Annotated in this window: 20 protein-coding genes and 1 pseudogene; 13 read left to right on the forward strand and 8 right to left on the reverse strand. The window is 70.5% G+C overall.

From position 1 onward, the window contains the following. Nucleotides 1–59 precede the first annotated feature (59 nt). From E0500_RS34810 to E0500_RS34820, 3 genes are all read right to left on the reverse strand, one after another. Complete coding sequence (locus tag E0500_RS34810) at nt 60–368, reverse strand: DUF202 domain-containing protein (RefSeq protein ID WP_131563555.1); 309 nt, start codon at nt 366–368, stop codon at nt 60–62. After that, the gene (locus tag E0500_RS34815) at nt 365–757 is read right to left on the reverse strand and encodes a YidH family protein (RefSeq protein ID WP_131563556.1); all 393 of its coding nucleotides are present in this window, start codon (nt 755–757) and stop codon (nt 365–367) included. Before E0500_RS34815 ends, E0500_RS34810 begins: the two co-directional genes overlap by 4 nt. A 66-nt stretch (nt 758–823) precedes the next feature. Next, nucleotides 824–1,339 carry an NUDIX hydrolase gene (locus E0500_RS34820; protein WP_131563557.1) on the reverse strand — a complete coding sequence of 172 codons (516 nt, stop codon included), beginning with the start codon at nt 1,337–1,339 and terminating at the stop codon, nt 824–826. Nucleotides 1,340–1,582: 243 nt separating this feature from the next. Here E0500_RS34820 and E0500_RS34825 point away from each other — a divergent pair, with 243 nt between their 5' ends. The 3 genes from E0500_RS34825 to E0500_RS34835 all read left to right on the forward strand — a co-directional run bounded on the left by E0500_RS34825 (nt 1,583) and on the right by E0500_RS34835 (nt 4,771). Continuing rightward, nucleotides 1,583–3,238 (forward strand): FAD-binding dehydrogenase, encoded by a 1,656-nt coding sequence (locus tag E0500_RS34825; RefSeq protein ID WP_131563558.1) that lies wholly within the window; start codon nt 1,583–1,585, stop codon nt 3,236–3,238. A gap of 179 nt (nt 3,239–3,417) precedes the next feature. Next, nucleotides 3,418–4,158 carry a molybdopterin-dependent oxidoreductase gene (locus E0500_RS34830; protein ID WP_131563559.1) on the forward strand — a complete coding sequence of 247 codons (741 nt, stop codon included), beginning with the start codon at nt 3,418–3,420 and terminating at the stop codon, nt 4,156–4,158. Beyond that, entirely contained in the window at nt 4,142–4,771 is a 630-nt protein-coding gene (locus tag E0500_RS34835; protein ID WP_131563560.1) for a cytochrome b/b6 domain-containing protein, read from the forward strand. The genes E0500_RS34830 and E0500_RS34835 overlap by 17 nt, the downstream gene beginning before the upstream one ends. 67 nt (nt 4,772–4,838) lie before the next feature. Here the strand turns inward: E0500_RS34835 and E0500_RS34840 are convergent, their stop codons facing one another. The 3 genes from E0500_RS34840 to E0500_RS34850 all read right to left on the reverse strand — a co-directional run bounded on the left by E0500_RS34840 (nt 4,839) and on the right by E0500_RS34850 (nt 8,084). Then, nucleotides 4,839–5,750, reverse strand: coding sequence for a hypothetical protein (locus E0500_RS34840; protein ID WP_131563561.1), 912 nt, complete (start codon nt 5,748–5,750; stop codon nt 4,839–4,841). 238 nt (nt 5,751–5,988) lie between these two features. Continuing rightward, complete coding sequence (locus E0500_RS34845) at nt 5,989–7,386, reverse strand: GntP family permease (protein WP_131563562.1); 1,398 nt, start codon at nt 7,384–7,386, stop codon at nt 5,989–5,991. A gap of 179 nt (nt 7,387–7,565) precedes the next feature. Next, nucleotides 7,566–8,084 (reverse strand): gluconokinase, encoded by a 519-nt coding sequence (locus E0500_RS34850; RefSeq protein ID WP_131563563.1) that lies wholly within the window; start codon nt 8,082–8,084, stop codon nt 7,566–7,568. A 250-nt stretch (nt 8,085–8,334) separates the two neighbouring features. On the opposite strand from E0500_RS34850, the gene E0500_RS34855 reads away from it, so the two are divergent. Beyond that, nucleotides 8,335–9,054 (forward strand): FadR/GntR family transcriptional regulator, encoded by a 720-nt coding sequence (locus tag E0500_RS34855; protein WP_131563564.1) that lies wholly within the window; start codon nt 8,335–8,337, stop codon nt 9,052–9,054. 19 nt (nt 9,055–9,073) lie between these two features. On the opposite strand, the gene E0500_RS34860 is transcribed toward E0500_RS34855, so the two are convergent. Further along, a complete protein-coding gene (locus E0500_RS34860) occupies nt 9,074–9,496 on the reverse strand; it encodes a YchJ family protein (protein WP_131563565.1) in 423 nt (140 codons plus the stop codon). Between the two features lie 381 nt (nt 9,497–9,877). Here E0500_RS34860 and E0500_RS34865 point away from each other — a divergent pair, with 381 nt between their 5' ends. The 8 genes and pseudogenes from E0500_RS34865 to E0500_RS45605 form a co-directional block, all read left to right on the forward strand. Next, the gene (locus E0500_RS34865) at nt 9,878–11,740 is read left to right on the forward strand and encodes a phage tail sheath subtilisin-like domain-containing protein (protein WP_131563566.1); all 1,863 of its coding nucleotides are present in this window, start codon (nt 9,878–9,880) and stop codon (nt 11,738–11,740) included. A 35-nt stretch (nt 11,741–11,775) separates the two neighbouring features. Beyond that, nucleotides 11,776–12,300: a phage tail protein gene (locus tag E0500_RS34870; RefSeq protein WP_131563567.1), complete on the forward strand. Its 525-nt coding sequence runs from the start codon at nt 11,776–11,778 to the stop codon at nt 12,298–12,300. Nucleotides 12,301–12,342: 42 nt separating this feature from the next. Next, on the forward strand, nt 12,343–13,107 hold the full coding sequence (locus E0500_RS34875) for a hypothetical protein (RefSeq protein ID WP_131563568.1): 765 nt from the start codon (nt 12,343–12,345) through the stop codon (nt 13,105–13,107). Further along, nucleotides 13,100–13,873: a hypothetical protein gene (locus tag E0500_RS34880; protein ID WP_131563569.1), complete on the forward strand. Its 774-nt coding sequence runs from the start codon at nt 13,100–13,102 to the stop codon at nt 13,871–13,873. Before E0500_RS34875 ends, E0500_RS34880 begins: the two co-directional genes overlap by 8 nt. A 67-nt stretch (nt 13,874–13,940) precedes the next feature. Beyond that, the gene (locus E0500_RS34885; RefSeq protein ID WP_131563570.1) at nt 13,941–14,840 is read left to right on the forward strand and encodes a DUF4255 domain-containing protein; all 900 of its coding nucleotides are present in this window, start codon (nt 13,941–13,943) and stop codon (nt 14,838–14,840) included. Nucleotides 14,841–14,873: 33 nt separating this feature from the next. Beyond that, nucleotides 14,874–16,877, forward strand: coding sequence for an ATP-binding protein (locus tag E0500_RS34890; protein ID WP_131563571.1), 2,004 nt, complete (start codon nt 14,874–14,876; stop codon nt 16,875–16,877). Continuing rightward, nucleotides 16,868–17,155 (forward strand): hypothetical protein, encoded by a 288-nt coding sequence (locus tag E0500_RS34895; protein ID WP_131563572.1) that lies wholly within the window; start codon nt 16,868–16,870, stop codon nt 17,153–17,155. The genes E0500_RS34890 and E0500_RS34895 overlap by 10 nt, the downstream gene beginning before the upstream one ends. Next, nucleotides 17,152–17,493, forward strand: a pseudogene (locus E0500_RS45605) (DUF4157 domain-containing protein); the annotation flags it as partial. The gene E0500_RS34895 and the pseudogene E0500_RS45605, both read left to right, overlap by 4 nt. Before the next feature lie 408 nt (nt 17,494–17,901). Here the strand turns inward: E0500_RS45605 and E0500_RS44520 are convergent. Then, on the reverse strand, nt 17,902–18,495 hold the full coding sequence (locus E0500_RS44520) for a hypothetical protein (protein WP_258573723.1): 594 nt from the start codon (nt 18,493–18,495) through the stop codon (nt 17,902–17,904). Between E0500_RS44520 and E0500_RS34900 the strand changes: the two genes are divergently transcribed. Next, nucleotides 18,469–23,817 carry a hypothetical protein gene (locus E0500_RS34900; RefSeq protein WP_258573725.1) on the forward strand — a complete coding sequence of 1,783 codons (5,349 nt, stop codon included), beginning with the start codon at nt 18,469–18,471 and terminating at the stop codon, nt 23,815–23,817. The two genes, E0500_RS44520 and E0500_RS34900, sit on opposite strands and share 27 nt — an antisense overlap. Nucleotides 23,818–23,828 lie beyond the last annotated feature (11 nt).

The raw sequence follows: 23,828 nt of genomic DNA on the forward strand, positions 1-23,828 counted from the left end.
CTCACCTCGGCCGCCCAGCCGCCCAGCCGACGGGCACGGGCAGGGGCGGCTGGGGCGGGTCACACCACCAGGGCCGCCGCGCACACGGCGAGGGCGACCGTGCACAGGGTCGCCGCCGCGGCGTGCCGGGCGGTGATCACCGGCGGGCGAGGTGTGGCCAGGGCGCGGATGCGCAGGTGGGCGAGGGCGAGGAAGCACAGCCAGAGGGCCCCGCACAGCGCGCAGACCAGCAAGCCCACCGCGGTCGGCCCGCCGTGCAGCGCGGTCTTCGCGGCGAGCACGGCGGCGACCGTGCCCGCCAGGGTCGTACGGCGCCACGCCAGCCGCGTACGCTCCGGCTGGAGCCCGGGGTCCCGCTCCTCGCTCATCCCTCCCACCTCAGGAGCACCACGACGACCATGGCGATCGCGACCACGGCCACGGCCAGGCTGAGCAGCGCCGGGAACCGTGACACGGGCAGGTCCTCGCCGCGCCGCATCGCCCGCTCGCAGCGCACCCAGTGGTTGACGGCCCGCAGCGAACACAGAACACCGGCCCCGAGCAGCGCGAGCGCGAGGCCCACCCGCCACCCCCACGGCAGGTCCGGCAGGAACTGGTCCACCGCGAAGCCCCCGCCGATCAGGGCGAGCGCGGTGCGCAGCCAGGCCAGGAAGGTCCGCTCGTTCGCCAGCGAGAACCGGTAGTCCGGCGTCCCGCCCTCTTCCCGGACCTCCTGCGGCGCGAACCACAACCGGACGTTCCGCATGAATTCGCTCACGTTCAGGACCCTACCGGGCGCGGTTCCGGCCCCCGGGGCGAGGGGGGACAGGGGGCGGGCGAGAGGTCAGCCCAGGGACCGGTACGCCTTGAAGCGCTCGTAGGCGACCAGGCCGTCCGGGACCCACTCCCACTCGGTCAGCCGGCGCTCCACCTCGTCCTCCGGCAGGAAGCCGTGCCAGGCGACCTCCTCGGCCTGCGGGTTCACCGGGAGGTCGCAGCGGACCTCGTAGACGGCGGACCACCAGCTCTGGCCGGCCCCGTCGTCGTACAGGAACTTGAAGAGGTACGCGGGCCGCGGCAGACCGGAGACGCCGAGTTCCTCCTCGGCCTCGCGGAGCGCGGTGTCGTCGTAGGACTCGCCCGCGCCCACCACTCCGCCGACCCACATGTCGTACAGGGAGGGGAAGACCAGCTTGGTCGGGGTGCGGCGGTGGACGAAGATCCGGCCCTCGGCGTCACGTACGTGGATGAAGGCGCAGCGGTGGCGCAGGCCCCGCGCGTACGCCTCACCCCGGGGCGACTGCCCGATGATCCGGTCGTTCTCGTCCACGATGTCGAGGATCTCGTCGGCGGCGCTCATGAGCCCATCCAAGCAGGCGGACCCGGGGCCGTACGACCCTCTCGGCGTGACCGCGTCGACTGCGGCGGCCCGGCCACGGGCTGTCCGTGAGAGCGGACACAGCCCGGCAGTTGACTCGCCCACTCTTCTGCCGAAGGATCTGGTGCCAGGTGCTGACCGGTCGGTAACAACGGCTCGGTGCGGCTCCCGACCCACCTTGATCTGTCTGGCCTGCTTTTGAAGCGTTCTTGAAAGGACGGCCCCATGTCGTACGACGCAGATGTGATCGTGATCGGGGCGGGCCTCGCCGGCCTCGCGGCGACCGCCGAGCTCGTCGACGCCGGCCGTACGGTGATCCTCCTCGACCAGGAGCCCGAGCAGTCGATGGGCGGGCAGGCCTTCTGGTCCTTCGGCGGGCTCTTCTTCGTGAACTCGCCGGAGCAGCGGCGGCTGCGGATCAAGGACAGTCACGCGCTCGCCCTCCAGGACTGGATGGGCACGGCCGCCTTCGACCGTCCCGAGGACGAGTGGCCGCGCAAGTGGGCCGAGGCGTACGTCGACTTCGCCGCCGGTGAGAAGCGCGCCTGGCTGCACGGGCAGGGCGTGCGCTTCTTCCCGGTGGTCGGCTGGGCCGAGCGCGGCGGCTATGACGCGCGCGGGCACGGCAACTCCGTGCCCCGCTTCCACATCACCTGGGGGACCGGGCCGGGGCTCGTCGAGCCGTTCGAGCGGCGGGTGCGGGCCGGGGCGGCCCGTGGGCTGGTCCAGTTGAAGTTCCGGCACCGCGTCACCGGGCTGTCCCGCAGCGCGGGCGCCGTCGACACCGTCACCGGCGAGATCCTGGAGCCCTCCGGCATCCTGCGCGGCCAGGCCAGCAGCCGCACGGTCACCGGCGCCTTCGAGCTCAGGGCCCAGGCGGTGATCGTCACCTCTGGCGGCATCGGCGGCAACCACGACCTCGTCCGCGCCAACTGGCCCGAGCGGCTGGGCAGTCCGCCGGAGAGGATGGTCTCCGGCGTGCCCGCGCACGTCGACGGCAGGATGCTGGGCATCGCCGAGGAGGCGGGCGCGCACCTCATCAACCGCGACCGCATGTGGCACTACACCGAGGGCATCCAGAACTGGAACCCCATCTGGGACAACCACGGCATCCGCATCCTGCCCGGCCCCTCCTCGCTGTGGCTGGACGCGCGCGGCAAGCGGCTGCCCGTGCCGCTGTTCCCCGGCTTCGACACGCTCGGCACGCTGGAGCACATCATGAAGACCGGGCACGACCACACGTGGTTCGTGCTCGACCAGAAGATCATCGGCAAGGAATTCGCGCTCTCCGGCTCGGAGCAGAACCCCGACCTGACCGGCAGGTCCGTGAAGGACGTCATCGGGCGGGCCCGCGCGGACGTACCCGGCCCGGTGAAGGCCTTCATGGACAACGGCGTCGACTTCGTCGTCGAGAAGGACCTGGGCTCCCTCGTCCGCGGCATGAACGCCCTCACCAAGGAGCCGCTGATCGACGAGGCCGAACTGCGCCGCGAGATCGTCGCCCGGGACCGCGAGATCATCAACCCGTTCACCAAGGACCTCCAGGTCATGGCCATCCGCGGCGCCCGTAACTACCTCGGCGACAGGCTCATCCGCACCGCCGCCCCGCACCGCATCCTCGACCCCAAGGCGGGCCCGCTGATCGCCGTCCGCCTCAACATCCTCACCCGTAAGTCCCTCGGCGGCCTGGAGACGGACCTGTCGTCGCGCGTGCTGACCGAGGGCGGCGACCCGCTGGAGGGCGTGTACGCGGCGGGCGAGGCCGCGGGCTTCGGCGGGGGCGGTGTGCACGGCTACCGGTCACTGGAGGGGACGTTCCTGGGCGGGTGCCTGTTCTCCGGGCGCACGGCGGGCCGCGCGGCGGCGAAGGCGGTGGGCTGAGCGGGGCGTGCTCGGGCGCCATGGACCGGCTCGCCGACCGTGGGACCGGCTCGCCGGCCGTGGGATGGGACCGGCTCGCCGGTCCGAGCCGGTGCTTGGTGATTACAGAACCCTGACAGATTGATACGGGCACCTGCCGCCACTGGCCTCATCGGGGTGACAGGTGCTCGAATCGGTGGGTGACCACTGAACAGCCCCCAGAGGAACAGCCCCACGAGCGCGGCGCGCCGGTGGGCCGCCGGGTCGTGCTGGGCACGCTCGGACTCGGAGCGCTCGGCCTGGTCGCCGCGCCCGCGCTCCAGAGTGGCCTGGAGTCCTTCCTGGGCGGGGCGGCCGGCAAGGACCCCACGGGCCTGACCGGTCTGCTCCCCAACGGCGGCGGTTTCCGCTACTACTCGGTGACGTCGTCCGTCCCCCGCAAGGACGAGTCGAACTACCGCCTCACGATCGACGGCCTGGTCGACCGCCCGGCGTCGTACACCCTCGACGAACTCAGAGCCCTGCCCCAGACGCGGATGGTGCGCGACGTCCAGTGCGTCACGGGCTGGCGGGTACCGGACACGCCGTTCGAAGGCGTACGGCTGTCCCGGTTGCTGGACGCGGTGGGAGTGCGGCCTTCGGCCGGCGCGATCCGCTTCACCTGCTTCGACGGGGCGTACATCGAGAGCCTGACCCTCGATCAGGCCCGCCGCGCGGACGTCCTGGTCGCCCTGCGCATGCAGGACGAGGACCTGAGCCACAGCCACGGCGGTCCGGTCCGCCTCTACGTCGCCCCCATGTACTTCTACAAGTCGGCGAAGTGGCTCTCCGGCATCACGGTCACGGAGAAGGTCCGGCCGGGGTACTGGGAGGAACGGGGCTACGACGTCGACGCCTGGGTCGGCCGGTCGAACGGACGCGACGATGAGCCCACGAGCTGACACCCCGGCGGTCCGGTCCGCCCCGTCCGCACAGATACGCCGCTTCAGCCGCGCCGAGCGCTGGGTGCACCGGAGCACGGCCGTGCTGATGGGCGTGTGCGTGGTGACCGCGGCCTGCCTGTACATCCCGCAACTCGCCGAACTCGTCGGCCGCCGCGCCCTCGTGGTCACCCTCCACGAGTGGTCGGGCCTGCTGCTCCCGCTCCCCGTGCTGGCGGGCCTCGCCTCCCGCGCCTTCCGGGCGGACCTGACCCACCTCAACCGCTGGGGCCCGCACGACCGGGTCTGGCTCCGCTCGGCCGTGCGCCGCCTTCCCGGCCGCCGGCCCGCGGCCAAGTTCAACGCGGGCCAGAAGCTCTACGCGGCCTGGATCACCGGTGCGACCCTCGTCATGCTCGGCACGGGCCTGATGATGTGGTTCACCCACCTGACCCCGCTGATGTGGCGCACCAGCGCGACCTTCGTCCACGACTGGCTGGCTCTGACGATCGGCATCGTCCTAGCCGGCCACATCGGCATGGCCCTGGGCGACCCCGAGGCGCGGAAGGGGCTGCGCACGGGATCGGTGAGCAGGGAGTGGGCGGAGCGGGAGCATTCGCTGTGGCGGCCGTGAGGCCACGCCCGGGGGTCCGGGCGTGGCCTCACGGTGTGCCACGGCTCGCCGCGTGAGCCGGTGACGTTCAGCCCCGGCGGAGGCGCACCGGTACCGTCTCGTTGACGCTCACCGGCTGTGCGTAGTCCGGGTCCGTCGCCGTCGCCCGCGCCTCGACCTCGACCAGACCCCGCTGGAAGGGAACGGAGCCGGTGGGTACGGCCGTCCCGGTCCACTCGACCGGAGCGCCCGGGACACAGGACACCGACGTGGAGTAGGAACCCCGGATGAGGGACTGGTTCTTCACCTGCGTGACGTCCCCCGCCACCGCGACCCGCACCGGCTTGTTGCAGCTCACCGTCCCGTGCAGGGTGGCCTTGCCGTTCAGGGTGCTCGCGGTGCCTTCCACCGCCACGGCGAGGCCGAGGTCGAGCTCGGCCGGCGGGGCCGGGTTGTTGATGTGGACCTCACCGCGAGCGGCGGAGGTGCCTCCCTCACAGTGCTGCTCGAAGGTGGCGTCGAGCTTCTTCACGTATCCCTGCGGGCCGAACTCCACGGCGGAGATGGTGAACTCGCCGGTGAGCGTGTTGCAGCCGCGCCCGTTGCCGTCGAGCGACAGGCCCGGCTCGGTCGGCTCGTTGAACGGATGGCGGGTGGCTCCGGTGTACGTCCCGGGCGCCAGGGCCTGGCCGGACGGTGCCGCGAGGTCCAGGTACCACCAGTCGCCGCCCGCTCCGTCGACGGAGAGGGAGACAACGTTGTTGTCGCTGTCGGCCGTGATGTTCAGGCGGTCGTCGGACGCGGTCGCGTAGGCGTAGGACCGGCCACCGCTGATGTAGTCGCCTTCGTCGCCGCTGAAGCTGAAGGATCCCTCGGTGACCGGCGTGGCGTGCGCCTCGGCGCCGGACAACAGGCCGGTCGAGCCGGTGGCCATGCCGAGGGCCAGTACGAGGACGGCCGTGGCACGGGCCAATACGCGTCTGGGCGCGGCGAGTTTCATGGATGTTCCCCCCTGGTGAGATGACGTGCCCCGTTGCCGACGTGACCTTTGCGTCGGCGGGGCGAGTCTGCCAACCAGGGGGGACGGGCGACAACAGCGTTTTATGAGTCGTCCGTGCTGTTTCGGCCAACAGCTGTGGGGGCCGTGTCGGCCTCCGGGGGGCCATCCGTCGGGCCGGTACGCCCGCAGCCTCGGGCTGCGGGCGCCCACTGCTTGTCGTCCGCTAGATCACGAGCGACTAGATCACGAGCGACAACAGCAGAACCATGGCCCCGGCCACCACCGAGATGATCGTCTCCATGACGGACCACGTCTTGACGGTCTGCCCGACGCTCAGGCCGAAGTACTCCTTGACCAGCCAGAAACCGGCGTCGTTGACGTGGCTGAAGAACAGCGAGCCCGCGCCGATGGCGAGGACGAGCAGGGCGGCGTGCGTGGTCGACATGTCGGCCGCGAGGGGCGCGACGAGGCCGGCCGCCGAGACCGTGGCGACGGTCGCCGAACCGGTCGCCAGCCGGATCGCCACCGCGATCAGCCAGCCCAGCAGCAGCGCCGGGATCGACCAGTCCTCGGAGATGTTGAGGATCATCTGGCCGACACCGCTGTCGATCAGCGTCTGCTTGAAGCCGCCGCCCGCGCCGACGATGAGGAGGATGCCCGCGATCGGGGCCAGGGACTTCTCGGTGACCTCCGTGAGGCGGCCCTTGGTGAACCCGGCCGGGCGGCCCAGCGTGAAGATGCCCACGAGCACCGCCGCGAGCATCGCGATCAGCGGGGAGCCGATCACGTCGAAGACGCGCTGGACGCTGTTCTCCGGATCGTCGATGACGATGTCCACGAGTGCCTTGGCCAGCATCAGGACGACCGGCAGGAGCACCGTGGTGAGGGTCGCGCCGAAGCCCGGGCGCTGCTTCAGCTCCTCCGAGGCGCGGGGCGGCAGCATCCGCTCGGGGACCGCAACGTCCACCCAGCGGGCCGCGTACCGGGAGAACAGCGGACCGGAGATGACCACCGTGGGGATCGCCACCAGAACGCCGAGGGCGAGGGTCACCCCGAGGTCGGCCTTGACCGCGTCGATCGCGACCAGCGGGCCGGGGTGCGGCGGGACCAGACCGTGCATCACGGAGAGACCCGCGAGCGCCGGGATGCCGATCCGCATCAGCGAGTAGTTGCCGCGCTTGGCGACCATCAGCACCACCGGGATCAGCAGCACCATGCCGACCTCGAAGAACAGCGGCAGACCGATCACCGAGGCGATCAGTACCATCGCCCAGGGCATCGAGCGGCCGCCGGCCTTCGCCAGGATCGTGTCGACGACCTGGTCGGCGCCGCCCGAGTCGGCGAGCAGCTTGCCCAGGATGGCGCCCAGCGCGATGAGGACGCCCACGCCCGCGACCGTGGAGCCGAGGCCGGCGCTGAAGCTGGTGATGACCTTGTCCAGCGGTGCTCCCGCGAAGGCGCCGAGCGCCAGCGAGCCGATGGTCAGGGCCAGGAAGGCGTGGAGTTTGAACTTGGTGATGAGCAGCACGATGACGGCTATGCCCGCCAGTACTGCGATGCCCAGTTGCGCGTGGCCCGCCGAGGTGATCGGTTCGGGGGCCTCCGCCGCCAGCATCTCGACACTGAGTCTGGTCACGGTGAATCCCTTGTATGGACGGGGAGTTGGGGGGAGAGGGGGTGAGGAGAAACACTTGCCGGAGTGGTCCCGCGGGGAAGTGCTTGCGCGGATGTACCTACGCAGACGGACCGCAGACGGACCGCAGACGGACTGAGGCGGACTGCAGAAGTGCTGCGGAGGTACTGACGCCGAAGGGCTTACGGAGACGGCCGGTCGAGTTCCCCGAGCGCGGCCACGGCCCGCTCGGTGATCTCCTCCGGAGTGCCCGAGATGTCGACCGCGACACCCGGCTCGTCCGCCAGGAGCGGCTGGAGCGTGGCGAACTGCGAGTCCAGCAACGCCGTGGGCATGAAGTGCCCCTGACGATGCGTCATCCGTTCGCCGACGAGCTCGCGGTCGCCGATGAGGTGCACGAAGACCAGCCCGGGCGCGGCCGCCCGCAACCGGTCCCGGTAGCTCCGCTTCAGCGCCGAACAGCTGACGACCCCGCCGAGCCCGGCCCGCCCGTGCGCCCACGCACCGATGGCGTCCAGCCACGGCCACCGGTCCGTGTCGTCCAGCGGGACCCCGGCCGACATCTTTGCGATGTTGGCCGGGGGATGGAAGTCGTCGCCCTCGGCGTACGGAACGCCGAGCCGGGCCGCGAGCAGGGGACCGATCGTGGTCTTGCCGGTCCCGGCCACACCCATGACCACGACGACGTGGGGGGAACGCATCTCTACCTCGCTGTCCTCATTGACATCCGAATCGACATCCGAATCGACATCCGAATCGACATCCGACGTCACGTGCAGACCGCGCGCAGACCGCCCGCAGTGCGTGCGCAACACGAGATGGTCGCGCGACGTCGTTCGACGCCACCTGACGTCGACCACACTGAAACCCATTAGGTACGACGAATTCAAGAGCCTGTGACATATAAGTCTGACTTTTTCTCGGCGCGGCTCTCCTCGTACCCTGATCTCCATGAGCACACCGGGCCGGGGGCTGCACGGCCGAGTACTGGACACCCTCGGCCCGGCGATCACCGCGGGCGAGTATCCGCCCGGCAGCGTGCTGCGTACCGACGAGCTGGCCCAGCGTTTCGAGGTGTCACGCTCCGTGATGCGTGAGGCGGTCCGCGTTCTGGAGTCCATGCACCTGGTCGAGTCCCGCCGCAGGGTCGGCGTGACGGTCCGTCCGGCCGCCGAGTGGAACGTCTACGACCCCCAGGTCATCCGCTGGCGCCTGGCCGGCGCCGACCGCCCCCGCCAGCTGCGCTCGCTCACCGTGCTGCGCTCCGCGATCGAGCCGGTCGCCGCGGGGCTCGCCGCGAGGAACGCCACCGCCGAGCAGTGCGCCGAGCTCACCGAGTGCGCCATCGGGATGGTGGCCAACTCGCGCGGTCACCGGCTGGAGGAGTACCTCGTCCACGACATGGCCTTCCACCGGGTGATCCTCAACGCCTCGGGCAACGAGATGTTCGCCCGCCTCGGCGACGTCGTCGCGGAGGTCCTCGCGGGCCGCACCCACCACGAGGTCATGTTCGAGGACCCCGACCCCGAGGCCGTCACCCTGCACGTCCAGCTCGCCGAGGCCGTCCGCGAGGGCGATGCGGACCGCGCCGAAGAGCTCACCCGCGAGATCACGATCGGCGCCCTTCAGGAACTGGACATCCTGGCGCCGGGCGGCCGGCCGGCGTCGTAGCGACTACTCGACGAACCGACTACTCGACGAACTCCCCGTCCACGTACACCCACGCCCCGTCGACCCGCTCGAACCGGCTGCGCTCGTGCAGCGAGCCGCCCCGGTAGGAGGCGCGGAAGGTCACGGTTCCCGTGGAGTGGAAGGCGGAGCCGTCGGTCGTCTCCAGGACCTCCAGGCCCGTCCATTTCAGGCCTGGCTCGAAGTCGACCCGCGCGGGCCGCGTACGCGGATGCCATGTGCGCAGCAGATACCTTTCGTCCCGCTTGACGAAAGCGGTGTAACGGGACCGCATCAGCGCCTCGGCCGTCGGTGGGGTCGTCCCACCCGTCTGGAATCGGCCACAGCAGTTCTCGTACGTCTCCGCAAGACCGCAAGGACAGTGGGGATTGTGTGCCGGGGTTGAGGGGTGCCTCCGCCGAGGCCGCTGGGTGTGTCGGGACATGGGCTCCATTCTGCTGCAATACCACCTGTGTGAGATGCGTGAAGCATCTGCCCCGACATGCGCACATCGTGTGCGAGTCGTGTTCGCCGCCCTCCATGGAACCTCCTTCGGGACTGGCGTGAACCCACCTTGCTCCTGCAACTCTCCAGTCACCAAGGTGGATTGAGCACTTGAGCATCAGGGGTCACAAGCGAGCCGCTTGACCCGGACGGCCGTCCGACCGGGGAACTGACGGGGGAACTGATGCGGAGTTCGCGGACCGTGCGCGTCATCGCGCCGGCACAGCCCGCGCGCGCCGGACGAACAAGACTCCCTCTGCCGCCTCTTGGTGCCTTTCACCCGGTGCCTTCACCCGGTGCCTGAGAAGGGATAGGAGGGGGAATGCCGACGAACGCAAGTACCGCCAGGCCGACGTATCCCGGCGTCTACGTCGAAGAGCTTCCCAGCAGCACCCGCACGATCTCAGCCGTGACCACCTCGGTGACCGCCTTCGTCGGCCACACCCGGCGGGGCCCGCTCAACGAGCCGGTGCGTGTCACCGGGTTCACCGAGTTCGAGCGCCGCTTCGGTGGCCTCAGCTCGCAGAGCGCCGTCGCCTATGCGGTGCACCAGTTCTTCGCGAACGGCGGCTCCGTCGCCGTGATCGTCCGCGTCGCCAAGGCGGGCAGCGGCAAGGCCGCGTGCGTCGTCCTGGAGTCCACCGAGGGCCACAGCGAGAGCCGTGTCCTCGAAGTGCACGCCAAGGAACCCGGGGTGTGGGGCAACGGCCTGCGCGTCGCCGTCGACTACGACACGCCCCACCCCGACGAGACCTTCAACCTCAGGGTGTACGACGCCAAGGGCGAGGCCCGCGAGAGCTTCACCGGGCTGTCCATGGACGCCGGGCACGGCCGCCACGCGGAGACCGTGATCAACGCCGGCTCCCGGCTGATCCGGGTCAAGACCGTCGGCGAGGGCCGCCCCGATCCGTCCGGCACCGTATCCAAGCCGTTCGGCAAGGAGCTGCCGGACCTCGCCGTCGACCTCACCGTCAAGATCGGTGAGGTGGAGCGCGAGTTCACGCTCTACGACCCCGATGCCGACGGTGAGGCCCCGTGCACCGTCGCCGAGCTGGCACTGCTCCTGGAGCGCAAGCTGCGGGCACTGCCCGACGCGCCGGGCAAGCACGCCTTCGCGGGCGCCGAGGTCATCCCCTTCGGCCGCCGCCTCCAGATCGTCGCGGGCTCCACCGACCCCGAGGACGTCGTCCGCTTCCTCGGCGAGTGCGCCAACGACCTGGGCCTGGAGGCCTCCGTCAACCCGCCGGTGTTCCCGCTGGAGGGCGGCGAGGACGGCGAGGCCCCCGGACCGCGCGACCTCATCGGCAGCGAGAACGACAAGACCGGCATCCAGGCCCTGCGCGGCGTCGCCGACGTCAACCTGCTGGCCCTGCCGGAGCTCGCGGCGTACGAGAACACCGAGGACATGCTCACGGTCGTCTCGGCGGCCGAGCGGCTGTGCCAGGAGCGCCGGATCTTCCTGCTGGTCGACGCACCGAGCACCTGGGTCAGCGTGGACACCGCCCGCGCGGGCCTGTCCGCCTTCGACCCGGTGCGCGGCAACCACGCCGGCCTGTACTTCCCGCACATCCAGCTCACCGACCCCCTCACCGGGCGGCTGCGTTCCTTCCCGCCGTCCGGCGCGGTCGCGGGCGTCATCGCGCGCACCGACTCCGAGCGCGGTGTGTGGAAGGCCCCGGCGGGCACGGAGGCACAGCTCGCCGGTGTGCACTCCCTGACCGTCGACCTGACGGACCGCGAGACCGGGCTGCTCAACCCGCTCGGCGTCAACTGCCTGCGCACCTTCCCGCTGAACGGCCCCCTCGTGTGGGGCTCGCGCACGCTGGAGGGCTCCGACGCGCTCGACAGCGAGTGGAAGTACGTGCCTGTCCGGCGGCTCGCGCTGCATGTGGAGGAGAGCCTGCAACGCGGCCTGCAGTGGGTCGTGTTCGAGCCCAACAACGAGAGCCTGTGGCAGCAGATCCGCCTCAGCGCCTCGTCGTACCTGCACACCCTCTTCCGCCAGGGCGCCTTCAAGGGCAGCACGCCGCGCGAGGCCTACTTCGTCAAGTGCGACAGCGAGACCACGACGGACGAGGACATCGCGAACGGCATCGTCAACGTCCTGGTCGGCATCGCGCCGGTCCGCCCGGCCGAGTTCGTGATCGTCAAAATCCAGCAGACGTCGGGGCAGTTCGCGCTCTAGCACCGTCGCAGAATTGGGAGAGCTGAAGGAATCCGATGGCTGAGTTCACGGTCAACGCGCATCGCTTCGACCCCTACAAGAACTTCAAGTTCCTGGTCCTGTGGGACGGTCGCACGGTCGCCGGCATCAGCAAGATCAGTCCACTGAAGCGGACCACGGAGGTCGTCAAGCACCGCCACGGCGGCGACCCCTCCTCCCCGCGCAAATCGCCGGGCCGCTCCGAGTTCGAGGGCATCACCCTGGAGCGCGGGGTCACCCACGACCCCGAGTTCGACCGCTGGGCCAACAAGGTCTGGCAGGTCGGGGCGGGGCTCGGCTCCGAGGTGTCCCTCGCCGACTTCCGCAAGGACATCGTCATCCAGGTCCTCAACGAGGCCGGCCAGGTCGCCGTCTCGCACAAGCTGTACCGGACGTGGCCCAGCGAGTACCAGGTCCTCGGTGAGCTGGACGCCAACGCCAACGCGGTGGCCATCCAGTCGCTGAAGCTGGAGTGCGAGGGCTGGGAACGGGACTACGAGATTCCCGAGCCGGAGGAGCCGTCGTTCCTCAACCCGGCGTGACGTAGGACCGGTTGAGGGAAGCGGGGGGAGGACATGGCGGTCATGGCGATCACCGGGGCGGCCGACCTGCTGGCCACCTGGGAGGCGGGACTCGCCGAGGCGCCGACCGGGCGCGCGCTGCTGCTGCACCGCACCGCGCGCCCGGACCTCGACGCGGCGGCGTTGCCGGTGCTTCCGGTCGGCGCACGCGAGGCGGACCTGTTCACGCTGCGCCGGGCCCTGTTCGGCGAGCGGATGCAGGTGCGTCTGGGGTGCGGGGCGTGCGGCGAGGACATGGAGTTCGACCTCGACGCCGGGGAGTTCGCGCGGTCGCTGGGCGGGCGGGACGAGACGGTCGTACGGGTCGGGGAGGGCGGCCGGGAGGAGACGGTCGTACGGGTCGCTGAGGGCGGCTGGGACGTGCAGTTCCGGCTGCCCGGCGTCGCCGACCTCACCGCAGTCGCCCGGGCCGCGGACCCACGTGCCGCCCTCCTCGCCCGGTGCCTGGTCTCCGCGGTGCGTGACGGAGCCGCCGTGACCGCGGACGAACTGCCCGTACCCGTGCAGCGCCGTATCGCCGAGGCCGTCGAGGCCGCCGACCCCGGTGCCGACGTGACGCTCAACATCGCCTGCCCCGAGTGCGGGCAGGCCACCCGGGCCGAGCTCGACATCGCCTCCTACCTCTGGACCGAACTGGACGCCTGGGCACGGGACGTGCTGCTCGACGTCCACCTGCTCGCCACCGCCTACGGCTGGAGCGAGCCGGAGATCCTGGCGCTCAGCCCGCTGCGGCGCCGCTACTACCTGGAGCTGTGTGCGGATGCCTGACTCCCCTTCGGGAAGCCGGCCGGCGGGCTCGCCGGAGTCGCCGGAGCAGTCCGACTTCCTCGACCGGCTGATCGCCCGGCACACCGCTCCGGCCGCCACCCCGCGGCCGGGCGTGGTGCGGGTACGGCCCCGGCTGCCCGGACCGTTCGAGCGGGTCGAGGCCGTACGGGCCGGGGCACCGGACGCGGACGGCCCCGAGCCGTTGTGGCCCTCCGCCACACCCTCGGCCGTCAGGCCGCCGGAGGTGCCGCGCCCGGCGGTGCGCGAGACCCGGGTGCGCACGGAACGGGAGCGGACCGTCGTACACACCGAGCAGACACCCGCCGACGCGGAGGCACGGCCGGCCCGGCCGGCCGTGCCCGAGGCCCCGCTGCTGCGTCCGGCCACGCCGGTCGCCCCGGGACCGCGGCCGGTCGCCGACCCGGCGCGCCGCACGGCCGGACGGGGCCGCCCCGACCGCGCCCCCGCCCAGAGCGCGGCGTCCGTGCCCAACCCCCCGGGCTCGGACGCCGCTTCCCCTGCCGCCGTGTCCGCGTCGCTGCTCCCCAGCGCCGCGGACACGGCGGCAGCACGCGACGCCGTACGACAGGCCGCGGCCCGGCGGCCCGGACGGGCTCCCGAGCAGGTGGTGCAGGTGCAGATCGGGCGGCTGGAGGTGACGGCGTCGTCGCCCACGCCGGGCGGCGGCAAGCGGCGTACGGAGGCGCAGGGGCGCCCGGAGGCGACCGTGAGCCTCGCCGAGTACCTGGCACGGGGGCGCACATGAGCCGTCCCGAAGGAATCAGCAGGACCAGTACGACCAACTGGAGCAGAGGGACTGAGGAACCGACGTCATGAGCAACGCACTCGCCATCGCCCATGTCACCCAGGCCCTCGCCGTGCTGATCGAGTCCAACCTCGGGGGGCCGGAGCTCGACCTGGCCGTGAAGATGGAGCTGGGCAAACCACCGACCGAGCCGCCGTCCGAGCCCACCATCTCGGTGTTCTGCTACCAGGTCACGCCCAACGTTTCGCAACGGGGCAACGACCTGCCGACCCGCGCCGCCGACGGCACCCTGCGCAGGCGGCCCGCCGCTGCACTGGACCTGCACTACCTGATCAGCGCGTACGGCGAGGAGTCGGAACTGGTCGGCGAGCGGCTCATCGGCTCCGTGGTGCGCACCCTGCACGAGATACCGATCCTGCCGAAGGACGTCATCGAACGGGCCGGTGAGAAGCCGTACCTGGCGGGCAGCGACCTCGCGGAGGCGGCGCAGCGCGTGCGGTTCACGCCGACGGTGATGGACATCGACGAGACGTCGAAGCTGTGGGGGATGCTCCACCAGACGCCGTACGCCCTCTCGGTGGTCTACCAGGCCGCGCTCGTCTTCATCGAGGGCCGCGAGACACCGGTGCCGGCGAAGCCGGTGGAGCGGACCGATGTACGGGTGCTGCCGTTCGGGGCGCCGGGGGCGCCGGTGCGGCCGGGGTCCACCAACGCAGGTACAGCCGTGGATGAGCCCTCGGGCACCGCTGAGCCCGTACCCGCCTCCAAGGCGGCGCACTCCAAGGCAGCGCCCTCCAAGACGGTGGCCAAACCGGCGGCGAAGAGCCCGGCCAAGAGCGCCACTCGAAAGGCGGCACAGCCCACCAGGACGGCGAAGGCGGCCAAGGCCGCGAAGAGGACGGCGAAGCCCGCCCAGCCCACGCCGGACAGCAAGACGGCGGACAGCAAGACGGCCGACGACAACTGAGGCCACGTGGGACCGACGGGGGCAGGTGAGGACATGGGAGAGCAGGGAACGCAGCAGCCGGGCACCGCCGGTGCGCGGGACGGCGGGTCGACGCTGACCGCAGAGATCCAGCGCGTCCTGGCCCGAGTCGACGCCCACGCGGCGCGCGTCGACGGAGCCCGGGACGACGGCGCCCGGGACGACGACGCGGGCGCACCCGGCACCACCGTGGCGTCCGCGTCCGGGGGAGGCCCCGGAACCGCCCCGCTCGACGCCCTCGCCGCCTGCTTCGGTCTCACGCCCTTCGAGCGGGACCTCGTCCTCCTCACCGCCGCCCACGAGCTGGAGCCCACGACCGCGGCCCGTTGCGCCGCAGCCTGCGGCGACCGCGAGCGGACGTATCCCACGTTCTCGATCGCCCTGGCCGCGCTGGACGAGCCGCACTGGAGCGCGCTCACCCCCGTGGCACCGCTGCGACGCTGGCGGATCGTCGAGCTGGACGACGAGACACGCCTGACGACGTCCCGGCTCCGCCTCGACGAACGCATCCTGCACTTCCTGCTGGACTCGCCCTACCTGGACGCCAGGCTGCACGGCCAGTTGCGCCGCACACCGGTCCCGGACGCGCTGCCGCCGTCGTACGACCTGGCCGCGAACCGGATCGCCGCCGGCTGGACCACGGGTACCGGCTCCGAGGCGCCGCTGCTGGTGCAGGTGACGGGCGGCGACCTGCGCAGCCGGGCCGACATCGCGGCCGCGGCCGCCGCCCGCTCCGGACTCGGGCTGTACTCGATGGCCGCCGAGGACGTCCCGACCGACCCCGCCGAACGTGACCGGCTCGCCCGGCTGTGGCAGCGTGAGGCGATCCTGCTGCCGGCCGCGCTGCTGGTCGAGGTGGGCGAGCTGGAGCGCGACCAGCGGGCGGCGACGGAGGCGTTCCTGGCCGGTGCCGCCGTACCGGTCGTCGTGTCGAGCGAGGACCCGCTGCGCTCGGAACGCCCCCACGGAGCCCGCGTGACCGTGCCGAGCCTGGACGAGCAGGAGCAACTGGGCCTCTGGACAGCCGCGTTCGAGGACGTAGCCGACTTGCGGGACTCTGAACTCCGCTCCCTGGTCGCCCAGTTCCAGCTGCCCCCGCACGTCATACGGTCCGCTGCCGCCGCCGTACGCCGCGACCTGCCCCACGAGGAGGAGCTCGACCCCGCCGAACTCGCCTGGCGCGCAGGTCTCGACGAGGCACGGATCGGCATGGACGAGCTGGGCCGCCGCATCGAACCCCAGGCGGGCTGGCACGACCTGGTCCTGCACGACCGGCAGACGAGCGTGCTGCGCGAGATCGTGGCGCATGTACGCCAGCGCCCGACGGTCCACCAGGAATGGGGCTTCGCCGGGACGCTGCGCCGGGGCCTCGGCGTCACGGCACTCTTCGCCGGCGGCTCGGGTACGGGCAAAACGCTGGCAGCCGAGGTCATGGCGAAGGAGCTGGGGCTTGACCTCTTCATCGTCGACCTGTCCCAGGTGGTCAGCAAGTACATCGGTGAGACGGAGAAGAACCTGCGCAGGGTCTTCGACGCGGCGGAACGCGGCGGGGCACTGCTCCTCTTCGACGAGGCCGACGCGCTGTTCGGCAAGCGCAGCGAGGTCAAGGACAGCCACGACCGGTACGCGAACCTGGAGGTCAGCTACCTCCTCATGCGGATGGAGGCCTACCGCGGCCTCGCCATCCTCACCACCAACATGAAGAAGGCCCTGGACAACGCCTTCCTGCGCCGTATCCGCTTCGTAGTCGACTTCCCCTTCCCGGCCGAACACGAGCGAGCCGAGATCTGGCGCCGTGTGATGCCACTTCAGGCCCCGGTGAAGGACATCGACCCGGAGCTCCTGGCACAGCTCACCGTTGCGGGCGGCTCGATCCGCAACATTGCGTTGTCCGGCGCATTCCTCGCCGCCGAGGAGGGCGACCGCCTCCAGATGCGGCACATGCTCGCGGCGGCCCGTACGGAGTACCTGAAGCTGGAGCGGTCCCTGACGCCGGGGGAGGTACGGGGATGGGTGTGAACAGGGAGCAGCCGTCGGCGATCCGGGTGGAGGTCGGCGAACTCGTGCTCGACGGCTTCCGTGTCGACCCCGAACGGGTCTCGGCCGCCTTCGAGCGCGAGCTGACCCGACTGGTGGAGAGGCACGGCGTACCGCTGGCCGCGGACGGCCCGCTGACCCTGGACGCGCTGTCCGGACTCCCACCCCTGCCCGCCGGCCTCTCGGCCCGCCGGCTCGGCCAGGAACTGGCACGCGCGGTGCACGAAGGCCTGAGCGGCCACGGGGAAGTGACGCGATGACCTCCCAAACGCAGCAGGACAGTTCGGAGCAGTCGGCTGAACAACGCCGCCGCAAGCGCAAGGAGCGGGCAGCCAAGTCCCGCACCCCCGAGCCGAAGGACATCGTCAGCGGCGCGGGCCAGCCTCTCGACCCGGGCGTGCGCCGGGACTTGGAGGAGCAACTCGGCCACGACCTGAGCCGCGTACGCCTGCACACGGGCCGCGACGCCGGTCAGCTCACGGACCTGCTGGGGGCGGACGCGGTCGCGGTCGGCCAGGACGTCTTCTTCCGCGAGGGCGCCTACCGGCCGGGCACGGCGGAGGGCCGGCGTCTGCTCGCACACGAGTTGCTGCACACCGTCCAGAACCCGCACGGACTGGGCGCGTTGCGCGCCGGGCGCGAACTGGGGGCCGTGAGTCTGCCGCAGCAGGCGATCGAGCGGGAGGCGGAGTCGGCGGCACAGGGTCTCGTTCGTCCGGAGGCGGCACGGGGCACGGAGGAGCCCGCCCCGGAGGTCGAGGAGGGGCAGGCTACGCCGGGGTGGTTGCGGTACGCGACTGTGGACGCGGACCAGCGCCGTATGGAGCATGTGGACCCCGCGACTCTTCTCGACCGCTTGGCGAACGGCGTCCTGCGGTCGTTGCGCGGCGACCCGGAGGATCGTTCCCACCGAGTACGGACGCAACTCGCCCGTTTCTCCCCGGAGATGCAGGACGCGGTTCTGGACCGGCTGGAGTCGCGTCTCGTCACCGCGGAGCACGATCGGCTAATCGATCTGGTCGAGCAGAGCGAGGACAGCAGCCCGCTGGAGCAGGACGTCCTGAGCACGCCCGAGGCCCTGCCCGACGTCATCGAGCAACTGGGGCAGGAACGGGAGCGGGCGCGGGAACGGAGCGATGACGAGCCCGGGACCGGCGGACAGACGCAGGACGGGCCGGGTGACGAGCGCGACGCAGAGGCGACGGGCGACTCGGGGCAGCAGCGGCAGCAGGCGCAGCGGGACCGGCAGTTGCCGGGGCAGACGGCTCGGCAGAGTGGCCGCGGTGCGGCCGGGAGTCAGTCCCAGCAGTCGACCGGAGCCGCCGGGCAGACGGCTGCGGGCGCTCGGACCTCCGGGGCGAGCGGTGGCCAGGGCGGGGCGGCGGCCGACAGGTCCGCCCAGTCCCAGCAGTCCGGGAAGTCGGAGAAGGGCGAGCAGCCTGGGCAGGCCAAGGACGGTTCCGGCGAAGCCGCCGACAGTGAAGCAGCCGAAGGCGCTTCCGAGGCCGGCAAGGAGGAGTCCGCGGCCGAGAACCGGCCTGGAGCCGTGGAGCCCCTGATCGAGGGTCAGCAGGTGCGCGAGGAGGACAAGCGCGCACAAGGCGACACGAAACTCGCCGGAGTGGAGCCCGGCCCGCTGCTCAAGACGGCAGACCCCGGTGGCCGCAGCACCCTGGACGGGAGGCGTGCCCAGGACGGTGAGACGGACGACGAGCCGCTCGGCCTGGAGGCGGACGCGGCCGGTGAGTTGAGCGGAGCCGAAGAGGAAACCGCCGCCTTCGGCGAGGACAGCGCATGGAACACCGAACTCAAGCCCGAGGACTTCCTCCCCGAGTCCGACCTCGACGTATCCGGGGTTCCGACCGCTGACAAGATCACCCCCGGTTCGAGCGACCAGGCGGTGCCGAGTTTCCCTCAGCCGCGCCCCACAAAGGCCGAGCAGGTGCAGGCCCAGCGGGAAGAAGAGGATGCGGAGGAAGCCGCGTCGGGGGATGACGAGGCCGCGGAGCCGACACCCGCCGATGGTGATGCCCACGACTCCCCGGCCGCCCGTGCGGAGGCCGAGAACCAGCGGAACCGTACGCTCCGGACGGACAAGCCGGTCGAACAGGAAGTCGGACCGCTGTCCTCCTCGTCCGGTACGGTCACTGACCGTACCGGCGTCTCGGAGCTGAAGCAGGAGTCCGCGGACCCCGACACCGCAGAACAGGAAAGCCGACGCTCCGAATCCGAGGAGGGGCAGGCCGAGGAGCCCGACTCCGCGGAGCAGCAGAAGACGGAGCAGGAGTCCGGGCGCAGCGACGAGGAGCCGTCGCAGAGCCAGTCCCAGTCTTCCCAGTCCCAGTCTCAACCCCAGTCCGAATCAGAGTCCCAGGGCCAGGCGCAGGCCGTGGGGCAGGTGGCCGGGGCGGCCTCCGGCTCCTCCGCGACCGCATCGGGTGGTACGGGGCAGCAGCCGACCAGCGGCCCGGACACGTCCGAGGCGTCCCGGCCGGGCACCTCTGCCCCGCCTGGCGGCCAGGGTTCGTCGACGGACGCTCCGGCCGAGGCCTCCCCCGCGCGGGATACCCATGTCTCAGGCGGGGACAGCGCTCCTGAGGCCCCGTCCGGTGACGCGCGGGAGTCCGGTCCGGCTGGCGGACAGCCGGAGGCATCCGCGCCCGCATCGGCCCCGCAGTCCGCGCCCGCGCCGGCCCCGCGGCCCGCTGCCGCACCGGCGCGGGCTGCGTCGTCCGGCTCCAGGCCCTCGCGGTCCGTCAAAGGCGGCGGCGGAACGCGCAGTGCCTCCGGCGGCCGAGGCGGAGGCGGCGCACGCGCGGCCGCACCCGCCCCGCCCAAGCAGGAGCCGGCCGCCCCCAACCTGTCCCAGGTGACACCGGAGGCCGGGCTCGGCACGGCGGCAAGGCTCAAGCCGCACCGCGCCCTTGAGGCTCTCGGCGGTGTGAACGGCGCGGTCGACAGGACCGTGGGCGACGAGCACCAAGCCCTGCAGTCCGCACCGCCCACGATGGAGCGCCCTGCCGGCGCCCCCCAGACGCTGTCCGGCGCGCCCAGTACCGCGGCTCCGGGGGAGTACTCGGGCGACCCCGCCGCCCAGGTCGACGCTCCGGAACAGCAGCAGGCCACCGTGGAGGGCGCCCAGCCGGCGGAAGGTGCCCTGCCGGAGATCGAAGAGCCCAGCAAGCTGGAAATGGGACTGGCAGCCGGGGCCCAGGTTGTCGCTGGGGTGGTGAACGGCATCAGCAGCGCCTTGGGCGCCGACGAGGACGTCATCGACACTGACGCCCTGGTGAGCTGGATCCTCGACCTGCCGACCGAGGACGACATGCTCGCCCAGGCAACCGTCGGCAACGCCCCCGGGGTCGGCCTTCAGGGGGACACTGACGGCCGCAGTGCTGAGCAGGAGGGCGAACTCAACAGGAAAAGCCAGGAGCTTCACTCATCGGGACGTGACGACGCCGACCGGCCGCTGGGCGAGGACCAGATCTATCCCGACGCACCCCCAGAAACGCTGACCGCGGGGGTACCAGGCGCCAAGGGGCAGGGCGGCGGAGGCGCGGCAGGCGGCGCGCCGGTCGGGGGCCGGATTCCGCCGGAAGCCGTTTCCGCGGTGGCGGAACACGAACGCGGACCGCAGCTCCAGCGCGCGTTCACCGACGGCCAGCAGACCATGTCCGAGAAGCGCCAGGACAAGGACAAGGGCTTCCGGGAGTCGCAGGAACAGCACAAGCGGCAGGTCCGCAGCGAGATCGAGACCAACAGCAGGGCGCAGACCGCTGAGCGGCAGCGGACCCGGGACGAGGTGGCCGCGTCCCGGACGCAGTGGAAGACGGAGCAGGACGGCGAGCTCGACTCCCTCGGGACGAAGAAGACCGAGAAGGTCGAGGCCATCCGCAAGGAGGTCAAGGACAAGGAGGAGACGACCGACAGGGACGTCGAGGAGCACCGCACCACGAACGAGGAGGGCATCGGAACAGCGGCGACGAAGGCCAGGGACGACGCGGTCCGAAGAAAGGACACCGCGCAGAACGACTCCGGCAACTGGATCTCCGAGGCCTGGTCGTACATCCGTGACAAGCTCAACGAGCTCAAGGAGGACATCCTCGGGTTCTTCCGCGCGGCCCGTCAGGCGATCACCGACCTCATCACGAACTTCAAGGACACCGTCCTCGGCTGGATCGAGGAAGCGCGCCGGATCATCGTCCAGAAGTTCGAGGAGTTCGTCGAGGCTCTGATCCAACTGGGCCGCGACCTCCTCAACGGGCTCATCGAGATTGCCAACCGGATCCGCAACCTCATCATCCGGATCCGCGACGCGGCGATCGCCCTGATCAACCAGATCTCCGAGCAGCTGCGCCAGATGATGAACGATCTCCTCGACGACATCGGCGAGATGCTCAGCGGGCTCCTGGACACCCTGCGTGAAGGGCTCCGGATCGCGGTCGAGGCCGTGATGACCGCGGTCAACGCGATCATGGACTTCGCCATGGGCCTGCTCAACGCCCTCGGCGAGTGGGCGATGATCGCCGCGGACATCATCACCGACCCGGGTGGCTGGCTCGCCGGCGCCAAGGCCTCCGCCGAGGACGGCGCGAGGAACTACCTCTTCGACGAAGTCACCTCGGCCGTCAAGAACTGGATCGGTGAGAAGATCCAGGAAATCCTCGGCCTTTCTCCGGAGGAACTCCAGCTACTGCTCAACGGCGGCATAACCGTGGAGCAGTTGGTCAAGGAGGCCTGGGACGAGGCACTGCCCCAACTGCCCATCATCATCAGCGAGATGGTGATCACCAAGGTCATCACCAAGCTCATCCCCGGCGCCGGCTGGGTCTTCGCCATCATCGACGCTCTCAAGGCCGCCTGGGGCGCCCTCAGCGAAATCCTGGCCGCCTTCGGCCTCTTCATGGACTACCTCAAGGCGGTCAAGAGCGGAAACGCCGGCCCGCAGTTCGCCAGGGCCGTGGCCGCGGGCGTCGTCGCCCTGCTGGAACTGGCCTACGAGTTCCTGCTCAGCGGCATCGGCAAGTACGTCAAGAGGGTCGGCGACAAGTTCAAGGGAATCGCGTCCGGGCTGCGCAACAACCAGGGCAAGCCCGGGGAGGGGCCCAGGCCCGGAGAGCCGACCAGGCCCCAGGACCCTGCCAGGCCCAACGACCCGGCCAGGCCTCAAGCGCCTGCTAGGCCCAACGACCCGGCCCGCCCCCAGGACCCGACGAGGCCGAACAACCCGAACCGGCCGCAGGCAACGGAACAACCGAAACCCAACGACCGGCCCAGGGACCGGCAGGAGAAGGAGCGGGAGAGGCGGCAGGCCCAGCAGAAGGTCAAGCAGGCCAGGGACGACATGACGAGGCCCGCACGCCCGAACAGGCCGCCCCGCCCGAGCCCGCCCCGCCCGCGCCAGGACCGCGACACCCCGCGCCGCCCCGACCCGCGCCGCCCTGACACCCGTCGCCCCGATTCACGCGGCCCCGAGTCCCGCCGCCCGGACGACCGAGGCCGGGAAACCGAGCCGAACCGCCGCCGCGACGACCAGGACCAGTCCCGCCCGCGCCGCGACACGGAGGGCACGAGGCCAACTACGCGCCGACGCACGACGTCCCCGGAGCGCCGCGCCTCCCACCGCGACCGCCAGACGGTGAAGTCCGCCCTCAACCGCACCCGCCGCGCCAAGGACCGCCTCGGCCGAAGCGACCGCGACGACCGCCGCCGCCGCGACCTCGACAACAACGCCAGGCGCATGCGCGACGCGTATGCTCGCCGCCGGGAATTGCTCCGCGATCAGCAGAAGAGGCGTGAGGAACAGCGGCGGCAGGTCCGCGACGAGCGCCGGAGGAAGGAGAATTCCGAGCAGTCGAAGGAAGATCGCCTGGCCAAGATAGTAGCTCGCTTGCGACCGCGAGTTAACTTCATGCTGAGTCGCGGTATTGGGCAGCCGATTTTCCGGACTGCACTCGCGGGGATGCGTGTCTGGTACAGGCTGAGCCAACTGGAATCGCTCGGCACATCCGCGGTAGATATCGATGCTGTACTCAATCCCCGGCGACAGGTCACGGAAGCCACACGGAAACGGATTTTCACGGAGGTTAATGCGCTGGACCCAGTGATCCGGAAGAGGATAGAGACGGCCGTCAGGATTGAAATTGAAGACGACTGGATTCTATTTAAGGGAGAAGAGTCGGAAAATGATTTCATTCAAAAATTCAAGCGCATCTTGGAAAGGCTTGTAATCAGAGTAGAGCAGGAGAAGAAAGATGAATACGGCCTTCATGCGGCAAGGGTGGCGGAGCAAGAAATCCAGGATTTCGTTCGCAGGGCGCCAGATGACTTGACTAAGCCAGAGAATAGTGCTTGGGGCAGGCGGATTGGCGATGCGAATGCGGCCAGACACCTGGCGGAAGCAATCATTTTGGGCAGGGATCAGGAAAGGAAGTTGCGCCAAGAGGACGATGAGACGTCAACGCCTTTCCCGGGGCAGGCGTCCAGGTTCCCAGCAGCAGTAAAGCATGAGCCGGGAATGTCGGAGACAGAATTCGCGCGGAAAGCTCTGGAGCTCGAGCGGCACAACGCCGAGGACGACCCGGATAAAGTCCCCTTCAAGGCGCCGGAGCCGATGGAGAAGTACGGAAGACGAAGCGACAACAGCATGATACAAAGGAAGTACAGTGCAGCGCTCATCGCCTACACTGCGACGAAGTACAAGAGATTCCCACACTTGGCCGAAGCTGTGAAAAGTCAAATCAAGAAAAGGCAAGTCGACCACGGTCGCGAATTGCAGGTGACGGGTCCGGATCATCCAAGAAACCTCAACATGTTGGAAAAGGTCACCAATTTTGAAGTCGGCACGCAGCAGATTCGCATTGCAATCGCGAGCCTAAAGGAGGGGACGCTAATAAAATTCATCATCGACTACGGGGTCTAGTTAAGATGGAA

This window comes from Streptomyces sp. KM273126, assembly GCF_004337435.2.
In the GTDB taxonomy this organism is placed as follows: Bacteria; Actinomycetota; Actinomycetes; order Streptomycetales; family Streptomycetaceae; genus Streptomyces; species Streptomyces acidicola.